The organism is Actinomadura sp. WMMA1423 (genome assembly GCF_006547145.1).
Classification (GTDB): Bacteria; Actinomycetota; Actinomycetes; order Streptosporangiales; family Streptosporangiaceae; genus Spirillospora.
Genome location: NZ_CP041244.1, coordinates 8,108,008 through 8,120,008 on the forward strand (window position 1 = coordinate 8,108,008; position 12,001 = coordinate 8,120,008).

General features: G+C 72.8%; 13 protein-coding genes. 6 read left to right on the forward strand and 7 right to left on the reverse strand.

Features of this window, described 5'->3' with window-relative positions; translation table 11 throughout:
* The first annotated feature begins 122 nt into the window (after window positions 1-122).
* Window positions 123-1,814: an alkaline phosphatase gene (locus FKD65_RS37570; protein WP_141583867.1), complete on the forward strand. Its 1,692-nt coding sequence runs from the start codon at window positions 123-125 to the stop codon at window positions 1,812-1,814.
* Window positions 1,815-1,897: 83 nt separating this feature from the next.
* Here the strand turns inward: FKD65_RS37570 and FKD65_RS37575 are convergent, their stop codons facing one another.
* On the reverse strand, window positions 1,898-2,989 hold the full coding sequence (locus FKD65_RS37575; protein WP_141583869.1) for an ATP-dependent DNA ligase: 1,092 nt from the start codon (window positions 2,987-2,989) through the stop codon (window positions 1,898-1,900).
* Between the two features lie 63 nt (window positions 2,990-3,052).
* On the opposite strand from FKD65_RS37575, the gene FKD65_RS37580 reads away from it, so the two are divergent.
* Entirely contained in the window at window positions 3,053-3,754 is a 702-nt protein-coding gene (locus FKD65_RS37580; protein ID WP_141583871.1) for a dihydrofolate reductase family protein, read from the forward strand.
* Here the strand turns inward: FKD65_RS37580 and FKD65_RS37585 are convergent.
* Window positions 3,736-4,455 carry a pyrimidine reductase family protein gene (locus tag FKD65_RS37585; RefSeq protein WP_141583873.1) on the reverse strand — a complete coding sequence of 240 codons (720 nt, stop codon included), beginning with the start codon at window positions 4,453-4,455 and terminating at the stop codon, window positions 3,736-3,738. The two genes, FKD65_RS37580 and FKD65_RS37585, sit on opposite strands and share 19 nt — an antisense overlap.
* Before the next feature lie 167 nt (window positions 4,456-4,622).
* Between FKD65_RS37585 and FKD65_RS37590 the strand changes: the two genes are divergently transcribed.
* Complete coding sequence (locus FKD65_RS37590) at window positions 4,623-5,024, forward strand: hypothetical protein (protein ID WP_141583875.1); 402 nt, start codon at window positions 4,623-4,625, stop codon at window positions 5,022-5,024.
* A gap of 10 nt (window positions 5,025-5,034) precedes the next feature.
* On the opposite strand, the gene glgX is transcribed toward FKD65_RS37590, so the two are convergent.
* The 4 genes from glgX to FKD65_RS37610 all read right to left on the reverse strand — a co-directional run bounded on the left by glgX (window position 5,035) and on the right by FKD65_RS37610 (window position 9,323).
* Window positions 5,035-7,143 carry a glycogen debranching protein GlgX gene (gene glgX, locus FKD65_RS37595; protein WP_141583877.1) on the reverse strand — a complete coding sequence of 703 codons (2,109 nt, stop codon included), beginning with the start codon at window positions 7,141-7,143 and terminating at the stop codon, window positions 5,035-5,037.
* A gap of 90 nt (window positions 7,144-7,233) precedes the next feature.
* Window positions 7,234-7,818 carry a GNAT family N-acetyltransferase gene (locus tag FKD65_RS37600; protein ID WP_141583879.1) on the reverse strand — a complete coding sequence of 195 codons (585 nt, stop codon included), beginning with the start codon at window positions 7,816-7,818 and terminating at the stop codon, window positions 7,234-7,236.
* A 47-nt stretch (window positions 7,819-7,865) separates the two neighbouring features.
* Window positions 7,866-8,408, reverse strand: a complete 543-nt coding sequence (locus tag FKD65_RS37605; RefSeq protein ID WP_240809795.1) for a DUF4262 domain-containing protein — start codon at window positions 8,406-8,408, stop codon at window positions 7,866-7,868.
* An 87-nt stretch (window positions 8,409-8,495) separates the two neighbouring features.
* Window positions 8,496-9,323, reverse strand: coding sequence for a hypothetical protein (locus FKD65_RS37610; RefSeq protein WP_141583884.1), 828 nt, complete (start codon window positions 9,321-9,323; stop codon window positions 8,496-8,498).
* A 122-nt stretch (window positions 9,324-9,445) separates the two neighbouring features.
* Here FKD65_RS37610 and FKD65_RS37615 point away from each other — a divergent pair, with 122 nt between their 5' ends.
* Complete coding sequence (locus FKD65_RS37615; RefSeq protein ID WP_141583886.1) at window positions 9,446-10,240, forward strand: SAM-dependent methyltransferase; 795 nt, start codon at window positions 9,446-9,448, stop codon at window positions 10,238-10,240.
* 88 nt (window positions 10,241-10,328) lie between these two features.
* On the opposite strand, the gene FKD65_RS37620 is transcribed toward FKD65_RS37615, so the two are convergent.
* Window positions 10,329-10,739, reverse strand: coding sequence for an organic hydroperoxide resistance protein (locus FKD65_RS37620; RefSeq protein ID WP_141583888.1), 411 nt, complete (start codon window positions 10,737-10,739; stop codon window positions 10,329-10,331).
* A 77-nt stretch (window positions 10,740-10,816) separates the two neighbouring features.
* Here FKD65_RS37620 and FKD65_RS37625 point away from each other — a divergent pair, with 77 nt between their 5' ends.
* Both FKD65_RS37625 and FKD65_RS37630 read left to right on the forward strand, forming a co-directional pair.
* The gene (locus FKD65_RS37625) at window positions 10,817-11,413 is read left to right on the forward strand and encodes a TetR/AcrR family transcriptional regulator (RefSeq protein ID WP_141583890.1); all 597 of its coding nucleotides are present in this window, start codon (window positions 10,817-10,819) and stop codon (window positions 11,411-11,413) included.
* A gap of 44 nt (window positions 11,414-11,457) precedes the next feature.
* The gene (locus tag FKD65_RS37630; RefSeq protein WP_141583892.1) at window positions 11,458-11,973 is read left to right on the forward strand and encodes an HAD domain-containing protein; all 516 of its coding nucleotides are present in this window, start codon (window positions 11,458-11,460) and stop codon (window positions 11,971-11,973) included.
* Window positions 11,974-12,001 lie beyond the last annotated feature (28 nt).

Here is a 12,001-nt window from a genome sequence, read left to right on the forward strand (position 1 = left end):
AGCCCGGCCAAAAAGATCGTCTTTGTTGTGGCGGGTGTCATCCGCGCGGTACCCCCTGGTCATCGATCTTCGTGAGGCTTTCCGGCGAGCACTGCCGGAACCCTCCGAAAGGTCACTCCTTCATGGCCGACTCCGCCCGCCCGCTGAACCGGCGCGCATTCCTCGCCACCAGCAGTCTCGCCACCAGCGGACTCATCACCGCCGCCGCCGTGACCGGCGCTCCCGGCACCGCCCACGCCGCCCCCCGGACCCGCGCCCTGCCCTCCGACCCGTTCACGCTGGGCGTCGCCTCCGGCGACCCCGAGCCCGACGGGTTCGTCCTCTGGACCCGCCTGGCCCTGGACCCGCACGCCGAGGACGGCCTCGGCGGCATGCCCGCCCGGACCGTCCCCGTCCGCTGGGAGGTCTCCTCCGACCCCCGGTTCCGCCGCATCGACCGGCGCGGGACCGCCGCCGCCCGCCCCGAGGGCGCCCACTCCGTCCACGTCGAGCTGGGCGGCCTGCGCCCCGGCCGCGAGTACTGGTACCGCTTCCGCGTGGACGGCCACGTCTCCCCGGTCGGGCTGACCCGCACCGCCCCCCACCCGTCCGTCTTCGGCCCGGCGCTCGCCATGGCCTTCGTGTCGTGCTCCCAGTTCGAGCACGGCTACTTCACGGCGTACCGCCGGCTGGCCGAAGAGCACCCCGACCTCGTCCTGCACCTGGGCGACTACCAGTACGAGTACAAGAAGGGCGTGTACACGATCCCGGGCGGCAACGTCCGCGACCACGAGGGCCCGGAGACGGTCACGCTGGCCGACTACCGGCTGCGGCACGCCCAGTACAAGTCCGACCGCGACCTGCAGGCCGCGCACCAGGCCGCGCCGTGGCTCGTCGTGTTCGACGACCACGAGGTCGAGAACAACTGGGCCGGCTACATCCCCGAGGAAGGCTCCGACACCCCCTCCTACGAGAGCTTCCGCGCCCGCCGCGCCGCCGCGTTCAAGGCCTACTACGAGAACATGCCGCTGCGCCGCAAGTCCGTCCCCGCGGGCCCCGACATGCAGCTCTACCGGCGGATCCGGTGGGGGCGGCTGGCCAGCTTCCACATGCTCGACACCCGGCAGTTCCGCGACGACCAGGGCTGCGGCGACGGCTACAAGGACTGCCCCGAGGCCACCGACCCGAAGCGCTCCATCACCGGCGACCGGCAGGAGAAGTGGCTGCTCGACGGCTTCCGCCGCTCGGGCGCCCGCTGGGACGTCCTCGGCCAGCAGGTGTTCTTCGCCCAGCGCGACAACACGGCCGGGCCCGTCAAGAAGACCTCGATGGACGCCTGGGACGGCTACGTCGCCTCCCGCGACCGGATCACCAAGGGCTGGCTGGACGCCGAGGTCCGCAACGCCGTCGTGCTCACCGGCGACGTCCACGCCCACTGGGCGAGCGACCTGAAGGCCGACTACGACGACCCCGGCTCCCGGACGGTCGGCTCGGAGCTGGTGTGCACCTCGATCACCAGCACCGGCGACGGCGCCGACTCCGACCCCGCCGCGCACCCCTACCTCAAGATCAACCCGCACCTGCGCTTCTACAACAACCAGCGCGGCTACGTGCTGACGAAGATCGGCAAGGAGGAGATGAAGGCCGACTTCAAGACGCTCCCGACCGTACGGACCCCGGGCGCCGCGGCCTCCACCAAGGCGACCTTCGTCATCGAGGACCGCGTCCCCGGCGTCAACCAGACCTACCTGCGGCCCTTCGTGTCGGCCAAGCTGGCCGCGCAGCCGGACCAGGAGGTCGTCAGGCAGACCGTCCGCAACGAGACCCAGCCCTGACGGCGGAAGACCGGGCCGCCGCCGCGGCGGCGGTCCGGTCGGGCCCGGTGCCGGACGCGGTTCGGCGCCGGGCCCGCCCCCCCTCAGCGGTCGACGCGCGGGCGCGTCGCGGGGCCGCCGAAGATGTCGTCGAGGTCGTAGGCCACCGGTACCTCGAGCTGCTCGTAGGTGCAGGAGGCGGGCGTCCGGTCGTGGCGCCAGTTCCGGAACCGGGCGGTGTGGCGGAACCGCGCGCCCTCCATCGCCTCGTAGGCCACCTCGACCACCAGCTCGGGACGCAGCGGCACCCAGCTGAGGTCCTTCTTGCCGGTCCAGCGCGAGATCGCGCCGGGCATGCGGTCGACGGTCGCCTCGTCCTGGTTCGCCCATCCAGCCCACGGATGCTGGGAGAGGTCCTCCAGCCGGTAGGGCTGCAACTCCTCGACCAGCTCGGCGCGGCGCTTCATCGTGAACGAGGCCGCGACGCCCACGTGCTGGAGGGCGCCCTCGGAGTTGTACAGGCCGAGCAGCAGCGACCCCACGATGGGCCCCGACTTGTGCCAGCGGAAGCCCGCGACCACGCAGTCGGCCGTGCGCTCGTGCTTGACCTTGAACAGGACGCGCTTGTCGGGCTCGTACGAGGCGTCGCGCGGCTTGGCGATGACGCCGTCGAGCCCGGCGCCCTCGAACTCGTCGAACCAGCGCAGCGCCAGCTCGTAGGAGTCGGAGGCGGGCGTGACGTAGATGGGCGCCTCGGCGCCGGCCAGGGCGTCGACGAGCCGCTGCCGCCGCTCGCCGAGCGGCACCTCCATCAGCGACTCGTCCCCGAGGGCGAGCAGGTCGAACGCCACGAACGACGCCGGGGTCTGCTCCGACAGGAGCTTGATCCGCGAGGCGGCGGGGTGGATGCGCTGCTGGAGCCCGTCGAAGTCGAGGCGCGTCCCCTTCGGCAGGACGATCTCGCCGTCCACCACGCACCGCTCGGGCAGCTCGCGCCGCACCGCCTCGACCAGCTCGGGGAAGTAGCGGGTGAGCGGCTTCTCGCCGCGGCTGGACAGCTCCACCTCGTCGCCGTCGCGGAAGACGATGCAGCGGAAGCCGTCCCACTTGGGCTCGTACAGCAGGTCGCCCTTGGGCATGGTCTTGACCGCCTTGGCCAGCATCGGCGGCAGCGGCGGGCTGATCGGCAGGTCCATGCACCCATCTTGCTCCCCGGCACCGACAAAGAGACATCCCGGGGGTCCGATAACGTGCAGGTCATGCGCCGTCTGCTGCCCGAACCCGCCGCCGGCGGCGTCGACGCCTACGAGGCGTACGGCGACCCGCCCCGCCTGCGGCTGGGCATGGTCATGAGCGCGGACGGCTCGGTCACCGACGCCGAGGGCTGGACCGACGGACTCGGCGGCGAAGCCGACTTCCGCGTCTTCCGCACCCTGCGCGCCCTGGCCGACGCGATCGTGGTGGGGGCGGGGACCGTCCGCACGGGACGGCTCGGCCCGGCGCGCCTCCGCGACGATCTGCGCGCGCGCCGCGGCGGCCCGCCCGCGCCCATCGTGGTGGTGAGCCGCTCCCTCGACCTCGACTGGACGCTCCCGCTGTTCACCGAGGCGGAGACGCCCACCGTCGTGGTGACGGCCCGCGACGCCCGCGCCAAGGCGCCGGCCCACCTCCGGGTGGTCGCCGAAGGCGATGACGACGTCGACCTCCCCGCGGCGGTCGACGTGCTCCGCGAGGAGTTCGGCTACGAGCACCTCCTCTGCGAGGGCGGCCCGTCGCTGGCGACCGCGCTCATCAAGGCGTCCCTGGTGGACGAGCTGTGCCTCAACATCGCCCCGACCCTCCTCGGGGGCTCGCGCCACACCCGCCTCCTGGAGGGACTGGACGCCGAGGTGCCGCTCGAACCGTCCGCCCTCTACCTGGACGAGGGCGTGCTGTTCGTCCGCTACCGGCTGCGGGTGTAGCGCAGGAACAGGAAGTCGTCGTCCTGCAAGGCATGGGCGAGCGCCATCTCCGGCGGGACGGGAAGGGGCGGCCCGTTCAGGATCCCCGCCGGATGCCCGGCGAGCAGGAGCGGGCTCAGCGTGAGGCACAGCTCGTCCAGCAGCCCGGCGGCCACGATCTGCGCCAGGAGGGCGGGGCCGCCCTCGCACAGGAGGCGCCGGTGGCCGCGGGCGGCGAGCTCCCGCACGGCGGCGGGGAAGTCGAGCGAGTCGTGCCCGGCGACGATGACGTCGGCGCGCTCCCGCGCGGTCTTCAGCCGGACGGGGTCGGCGGTCGCGGTCGTCAGCACGATCGTCGGGACCTGCGCCTCGGTGAAGACGGGCGCGTCGAAGTCCAGGTCGAGGGTCCGTGACGCGATGGCCAGCGGCGGCACGGGCGTGCGGCCCTCGCGGACGCCGTCCCAGCCCTCGCTCGGCCGGACGGGCCCGTACCCCTCGGCGCGCACCGTCCCGGCGCCGACGAGGACCGCGTCGGCGAGGCCGCGCAGGAGCAGGAAGAGGTGCCGGTCGGCCTCGTTGCCGAGACCGCCGCTGCGCTCGTCGCGCTGCGCCGCGCCGTCCAGGCTGGCGACCATGTTCGCCCGCAGCCAGGTGCCGTCGGCCGGGTAGGCGTAGCGCTCGGCGAGGTCGGTCTCGCCCGGCTCGGGAGAAAGGATCCGCATAGGGGTCTCAAGCTACACGGGCGGCGGGCGGCGGCCGTTCCACGGGCGTCTTGACCGGTGGAATTACGGGTTGTCCCCCAATCTGTACGAAATCTGTAATGCCGGAAGCGTCTGGGCGCGACACTGGGCGACGGGGGACGGGGCGGAACTCACGGAAGGAGCGGGGGGTGGAGTACGCCGCATTGGGCGCGTGGATCATCGCCGCCGTCGCGGGCGGGTACCTGCTGGTCGTCTGGCTGGTCAACGGGGGGCTCTCGACGAAGGTGACGCGGTTCCCGCTGCTGGTCGTGGCGGGGCATCCGCTCTCGGCCGTCGCGGGCCTGGCCGTGTGGGTCGCCTACGTCGCCACCGGGGAGGTCGTCTACGCCTGGGTCGCCTTCGCGGCCCTGCTCGTCATCATCCTCCAGGGGGTGCTGCTGTTCACCCGCTGGCTCGTCGGACGCGGCGGCCGCCACGCCAGGGGCGCCGAGCAGGCGTTCCCCGCCGCGGGGGTCGCCGTCCACGGCGCGGTGGCGGTCGCGACGTTCGTCCTGGTCTTCCTGACCGCGATGGAGGTCACCCGGGCGTGAGCCCGGCGGCTCACGCCCCGCGCCGCAGGACGATGAGCGCGCGGTCGACGAGGGTCACGACGTCGCGGCTCTTGAGGCGGGGGCGCTCGCCGACCGTGCCGGGCTCGGCGGTGTCGAGGGCGAACTCCCAGCGCTCGCCGTACTCGGCGCCGGGCAGCGTGAACTCGACCGGTTCCGAACCGGCGTTGACCAGCAGCAGGAACGAGTCGTCGCGCACCCGCCGGCCGCGCGGGTCGGGCTCGGAGATGGCCTCGCCGTTGAGGAACACGCCGAGGGACTTGGCGAAGCCGACGTTCCAGTCGTGATCGGTCATGCTCTCGCCCGCCGGGGTCAGCCAGGCGATGTCGGCGGCGGCGCCGCGGCCCGTCCCGGTGAAGAAGCGGCGGCGCCGGAACACGGGGTGGTCGTGCCGCAGCCGCGACAGGAGCCGGACGAACTCCATGTCGCCGGAGTCCTCCCAGTGGACCCAGGCGAGCTCGTCGTCCTGGCAGTAGGCGTTGTTGTTGCCCCGCTGCGTGCGGCCGAGCTCGTCGCCGTGGGAGAGCATCGGCACGCCCTGCGACAGGAACAGCGTCGCGAGGAAGTTGCGGCGCTGCCGGGCCCGCAGGTCGAGGACGGCGGGGTCGCGGGTGGGCCCCTCGACGCCGCAGTTCCAGGACCGGTTGTCGTCGGTGCCGTCGCGGTTGTCCTCGCCGTTGGCCTCGTTGTGCTTGTGGTCGTAGGAGACGAGGTCGGTGAGGGTGAACCCGTCGTGGCAGGTCACGAAGTTGATGGAGGCGAACGGGCGGCGCGCGCTGTTCTCGTAGAGGTCGGAGGAGCCGGTCAGCCGGGACGCGAACTCCGGCATCGTCGCGTACGAGCCGCGCCAGAAGTCGCGGACGGTGTCGCGGTACTTGCCGTTCCACTCCGTCCACAGCGGCGGGAAGTTGCCGACCTGGTAGCCGCCCTCGCCGACGTCCCACGGCTCGGCGATGAGCTTCACCTGGGAGACGACCGGGTCCTGCTGGACGAGGTCGAAGAACGCCGACAACCGGTCGACGTCGTGCAGCTCGCGGGCCAGCGCCGAGGCGAGGTCGAAGCGGAACCCGTCGACGTGCATCTCCAGGACCCAGTAGCGCAGCGAGTCCATGATGAGCTGGAGCGCGTGCGGGTGCCGGACGTTCAGCGAGTTGCCGCAGCCGGTGTAGTCGAGGTGGTAGCGCTTGTCGTCGTCGCGCAGCCGGTAGTAGGAGGCGTTGTCGATGCCCCGGAACGACAGCGTCGGGCCCAGGTGGTCGCCCTCCGCCGTGTGGTTGTAGACGACGTCCAGGATGACCTCGATGCCCGCCTCGTGCAGGGCGCGGACCATCGCCTTGAACTCCAGCACCTGCTCCCCGGACTGCCCGGACGAGCTGTAGGAGTTGTGCGGCGCGAAGAAGCCGATCGTGTTGTAGCCCCAGTAGTTGTCCAGGCCCCGCGCCACCAGCGCGTGCTCGGGGACCGACTGGTGCACCGGCATCAGCTCGACCGCCGTCACGCCGAGGTCGAGCAGATGGTCGATCATCACCGGGTGCGCGAGGCCCGCGTAGGTGCCGCGCTGCTCCTCCGGGATGGCGGGGTGCAGCTTCGTCAGGCCCTTCACGTGCGCCTCGTAGATGACGCTCTCGTGGTAGGGGACGCGCGGCGCCCGGTCGTCGCCCCAGTCGAAGAACGGGTTCACCACCACGTTCTTCGGCATGTAGGGGGCGCTGTCGTCCTCGTTCAGCGCGTCCGGGTCGGCGAACCGGTAGGAGAACAGCGACTCGTGCCAGCGGATCAGCTCGTGCGGGGTGACCCCCGCGACGGCCTTGCCGTACGGGTCGAGCAGCAGCTTGGACGGATTGCAGCGGTGCCCCTCGCGGGGGTCGAACGGCCCGTGCACCCGGTACCCGTAGCGCTGGCCGGGCCCGATCCCCGGCAGGTAGCCGTGCCAGACGAACCCGTCGACCTCGGGCAGGTCGCGCCGGGTCTCGCGGCCGTCGGCGTCGAACAGGCACAGCTCGACCCGCCGCGCCACCTCGGAGAACAGCGCGAAGTTGGTGCCCGTGCCGTCCCAGGTGGCGCCCAGCGGATAGGGGTCCCCGGGCCATACCTCCCGCATGATCCTCCACCCCTCGACCGGTTTCTCCTGGCGCGTCGATTGTGGCCTACCCGCTCGCGTCCCGCGCGCCACGGCCCGCCGCAAAGGGTTTCACGTCGGCGCGGCGCGGCGGGGGAGGCGCCAGACGGTCTCGCCGTCGCGGGTCTCCCCGGTGGGGCGCAGCCCGATCCTGGACGCGACGGTCGCGGAGGCGCGGTTGTCCGGGTGGACGGTCGCGACGACGTCGCGCAGCCCGTGCGCCGCGAGCCGGTCCAGCAGCGCGCGGGCGGCCTCGGTGGCGAACCCGAACCCCTGGTACGGCATGCCGATGACCCAGGCGACCGAGGCGACGAGCCGCGGGGGGCCCGGCGTGACCGTGGCCCCCGCCGAGGCGGACGCCACCGTGAACTCCGGCGCCGCCGGCGTGACCGTCGCCTGGACGTAGCCGACGGCCTGCCCGTCCCGGACGCGGCGGACGATCCAGTTAAGCCAGTACTCCTGGTGGAAGGGCGCCGGGCCCGCCGCCAGGTGCGCGTAGCGGGCGCGCAGCTCGTCCAGCGTGAGGGGCTCGCCGCCGATGTAGCGGTGCAGGCGCGGATCGTCCAGGACGGGGGCCATCTCCTCCGCGTGGTGGACCTCCAGGGGCTCCAGGACGAGCCGCTGGGTGCGGATGGTGTCGGCGATCGGCCCGTACACCCGCCGATCGTATGCTCTCGCGGCCCGGCGGACCCGTGTCGCGGCCGTCAGCGGCGCCAGTCGGCCCGCTTGTCCGACAGCCGCCGGGTCCACGCGCCGGCGGGATGCTGCCGGGGGTGCAGCCACAGCCACGGCTGGGAGTGCCGGAAGGGCAGGTCGGTGCCGGGCTGCCACGGGAACAGGCCCTCCCCGTTGGGCCAGACGACCTGGAGGATCGGCAGCGGCGGGCGCCGGTAGAACGCCACCGCGCCGCCGAACAGGCCGTCGAACCAGTGGGGGTCGGCGTCGCGGAAGGCCGCCTGCTGCCCCCGGACCACGCCGTCGCGGCGCTCGCCGTCCGCGGGCCCGCGCCCCTCGGTGGTCTCCCGGCCGAGCATGTTGAGGATCTCCTCCGTCTCGTACACGTCGCCGCCGAACATCGCGAGCTCGGGGGCGCGGTGGCTGTGCCACAGGCCGACCGTGTAGGCCCAGCCGGGCCCCTCCGCGTCCGGCTGGACGAGGACGACGCTCCACCCGTACTGGGTGACGTGCACGATCGTGCGGAGCTGGAAGTTGTCCAGGCGGTCGCGGTCGCCGTAGTCACGGCACATCACGCATGTGCATGAGGGGCGATCGCCGGACATGACCCTCAGTTTACGATCAATCGACCCTGGGCGAGCATGCCGGATCGTTCAAGATCACCAGAACACGCCGGTGTCGCGCGGCGGCGCCTCGTGCTCGTGCCGCGCGGGCGGGCCGAGCAGCCCCCGGACGGCCATGGCGACCAGCAGCATCGCCGCGGGCAGGCCCAGGGGGATGGCGGTGAGCGGTGCGACGGACGCCACGTCCAGGGCCGTCCCGTGGAGCAGCCCGGCGACGCCGAGGTCGGCTCCGCGCCGTCCCGCGCCCAGCGGCACGGCCAGGAGGGCGGCGGCGACGGCGAGCGCGGCCGCGGGCACCGCCAGCGCGCGGCGCCGGACGAAGAAGCCCAGCGCGACGCCCAGCGCGCCCAGCGCGGGAAGCGCCATCACGCCGTACCAGCGGGCCGGCTCGGGCCTCATGACGATGGCGACGACAGGGGCCGGGGCGCCTTTCCGCAGGTGCCAGAGGCGAAGCCCGGATTTGTCGGGACGCACGGTCGCCGGCACCGGCGGAAGCCGCAATTTCATCGCCGTGTCGTCGAAACCCCGCGCGGTCAGTTCGCGTACGGCTCCGGAAGTGTCGATTCGCAGGGAGGGACTCCGTCCCGTCCGATAGGCGCGGTCGATCTCGGCTCGGGCGAACGCCGTCCCGCGGCCTTTTCTCGTGCGGACGCGGAAAGTCTTCGCGCCCGGGAACATCGCCCCGGCGACCCGCCCGGCCAGGGCCCGCGCCTCGGCGTCCGATCGCAGCCGGCCCGCCGCGTAGAGGTCGACATGGGCGCCGCCGTCGACCAGGAGGGCGACCTCGACCCGGGCCCGCTGCTCCCTGGGCGGCGCTCCGCCGCCGCCGCAGCCGGCGAGCACGCCGAGCAGTATCAGGGTCACCGCGACCGCGGCAAGCCGCCCATAACGCACTCTGGGCCTCGCTTCGTCGGTCGGTGTCGCGGCTCCGGGGGAATGATCTATTTTATGCGCGACCACCGGTGGAGCACAGCAGGGAGAAGGCCATGGCCGACGATCCGGGCAGCGCGATCGACACCTCCGTTCCGCACTCCGCGCGGATATGGAACTACTGGCTCGGCGGAAAGGACAACTACCCGGTCGACCGCGAGGCCGGCGAGCAGTACGTCAGCATCTATCCGGGGATCGTGGACATCGCGCGGACCGGCCGGCACTTCCTGGCCCGCGCCGTCCGGTACCTGGCGGGGGAGGCGGGGATCCGCCAGTTCCTCGACGTCGGCACCGGGCTTCCCACCGTCGACAACACCCACGAGGTGGCGCAGCGCGTCGCGCCCGAGGCGCGCATCGTCTACGTCGACAACGACCCGCTCGTGCTCTCCCACGCGCACGCCCTGCTGACGAGCCGTCCCGAGGGGGAGACCAGCTACATTGAGTCCGACATGCGGGACCCCGAGCAGATCCTCCGGGTCGCCCGGGGCAAGCTCGACTTCGACCGTCCGATCGCCCTGATGCTGATGGGTGTCCTCGGGCACATCGACTCCTACGACGAGGTCCTGCACATCATCCGGACCCTGATGGCGGGCCTTCCCTCCGGCAGCCACCTGGCCCTCTACGACGACACCGACACCGACGAGGCCCACAACAAGGCGCAGCAGGAGTACGACGACACCGGCGCCGTCCCGTACCGGCTGCGCCGCCCGGAGCAGATCGCCGGGTACTTCGACGGCTTCGAACTGGTCGAGCCCGGCGTGGTGGCGTGCGAGAAGTGGCGCCCCGAGCCGAGCCCGTTCGGCGAGACGCCGAGCACCTCGACCCTCTGCGGGGTCGCCCGCAAGCCCTGATCCGGCCCCCTGATCCGACCCGGCCGTCGGCCGGACGAGGCCGACGGCCGGATCAGGCCAGTCCGGAGGCGGCCCGCCCGCCGCGTGCTCAGACCGCCACCAGCTCCACCGGGATGTTGCCGCGCGTGGCGTTGGAGTACGGGCACACCTGGTGGGTGGCCTCGATGAGCCGCTCCTTGGCCTCCGCGCCGAGCGCGTCGGGCAGCTTCACCCGCAGGACGGCGTCGAGCTGGAAGCCGCCCTCGCCGTTCGGGCCGAGGCCGACCTCCGCGGTGACCGACAGGCCGGAGACGTCGACCTTCTGCTTCCGCGCGACCAGCTGCATGGCGCTGGCGAAGCACGCGGCGTACCCGGCCGCGAACAGCTGCTCGGGGTTCGTGCCGTCGCCGCTCCCGCCGAGCTCCTTCTGCAGGGCCATCTGGAGGTCCAGCCGCCCGTCGGGGGTGTACGCGCGCCCGTCGCGCCCGGTCGCGGTGGCCGTGGCGGTGTACTGCCGCATGAGCTGTCCCTTCGTAAGTAGACAGACAGTTCTGTCTGTTACGGAGACTAGACCGGTCTGTCTGGTAGCGTCAAGGCGTGACCACGAGCTCGCCACCTCGCCGGAGCGCGGCCTGGAACCGCGTCTTCGACACCGCGACGCGCCTGTTCTACGCCGAGGGCGTGCACGCCGTGGGCGTGGACCGGATCATCGCCGAGGCCGGAGTGGCGAAGGCGACCTTCTACCACCACTTCCCGAGCAAGGACGACCTCGTCCTCGCCTACATCGCCGAGCAGAGCCGCAGGCAGCGCGGCCTGGCCGACCTGCCCGAGTCCGCGTCGCCCCGCGAGGCGATCGGCGGCGTGTTCGAGCGGATGTGCGAGGTCGGCGCGGATCCCGCCTACCGCGGCTGCCCGTTCATCAACGCCGCCGCCGAGTACCCGGACCCGGCCCACCCCGTGCGCCGCGCCATCGACGAGTTCCGGGAGTGGCTCCGGAGCCTGTTCCGCGAGCTGCTGACCGCCGGCGGCCACCCCCACCCCGACCGCACCGCCCAATCCCTGATGCTGCTCAGGGACGGCCTGGCCGTCGGCTTCGACCTGGACGACCCGGACCACGTCCGTGCCGCGGTCAGGGAAACGGTCACCCGCCTCCTGGGCCCCGCCCCCACCGATCCCGGCGAGACGAACGGGTGATCACCCGCGGCGGGAATACACCCGGTTCCCGCTAGTGTGCGCCCGTGACCGGAGTTCCACAGCGGCCGCTGCTCTTCCTCGACGTCGACGGACCGCTCATCCCCTTCGGGCCGGGCGATCACCCCGCCTACCGGCCGGCCCCGTCGCCGCACGCCGGGTCGAACCCCCTGCTGGCCCGGATCGACCCCGCGCACGGACCCAGGCTGAGGGCGCTGCCCTGCGAGCTGGTCTGGGCCACCACCTGGATGGACGACGCGAACGAGTGCGTCGCACCGATCCTGGGGCTGCCGCGCCTGCCGATGGTGAGCTGGCCGCACGATCCCGCCGCCGAAGAGCGGGACCAGCGGCACGGCCTGCACTGGAAGACCCGCGCCCTCGTCGCGTGGGCGGCGGGACGCCCCTTCGCCTGGGTCGACGACGAGATCACCGGCAGGGACCGCGCCTGGGTGGCCGCGCGGCACCCGGGACCGGCTCTCGCTCACCGGGTCGATCCGGGCAGGGGGATCACCAACGCCGACTACCGGGCGCTGGGGGAGTGGCTGCGCGCCGCCGTCGGATGAGCGGAGGCGGCCTTCCCGGTGGCTGCTC

Excerpts from the sequence above, each read along its gene's own strand:
- FKD65_RS37615 (WP_141583886.1), top strand. The coding sequence starts at position 9,446 with ATGGCCGACGATCCGGGCAGCGCGATCGACACCTCCGTTCCGCACTCC.
- FKD65_RS37585 (WP_141583873.1), bottom strand. The coding sequence starts at position 4,455 with ATGCGGATCCTTTCTCCCGAGCCGGGCGAGACCGACCTCGCCGAGCGC.
- FKD65_RS37580 (WP_141583871.1), top strand. The coding sequence starts at position 3,053 with ATGCGCCGTCTGCTGCCCGAACCCGCCGCCGGCGGCGTCGACGCCTAC.
- FKD65_RS37575 (WP_141583869.1), bottom strand. The coding sequence starts at position 2,989 with ATGGACCTGCCGATCAGCCCGCCGCTGCCGCCGATGCTGGCCAAGGCG.
- FKD65_RS37570 (WP_141583867.1), top strand. The coding sequence starts at position 123 with ATGGCCGACTCCGCCCGCCCGCTGAACCGGCGCGCATTCCTCGCCACC.
- FKD65_RS37605 (WP_240809795.1), bottom strand. The coding sequence starts at position 8,408 with ATGTGCCGTGACTACGGCGACCGCGACCGCCTGGACAACTTCCAGCTC.
- FKD65_RS37620 (WP_141583888.1), bottom strand. The coding sequence starts at position 10,739 with ATGCGGCAGTACACCGCCACGGCCACCGCGACCGGGCGCGACGGGCGC.
- glgX (WP_141583877.1), bottom strand. The coding sequence starts at position 7,143 with ATGCGGGAGGTATGGCCCGGGGACCCCTATCCGCTGGGCGCCACCTGG.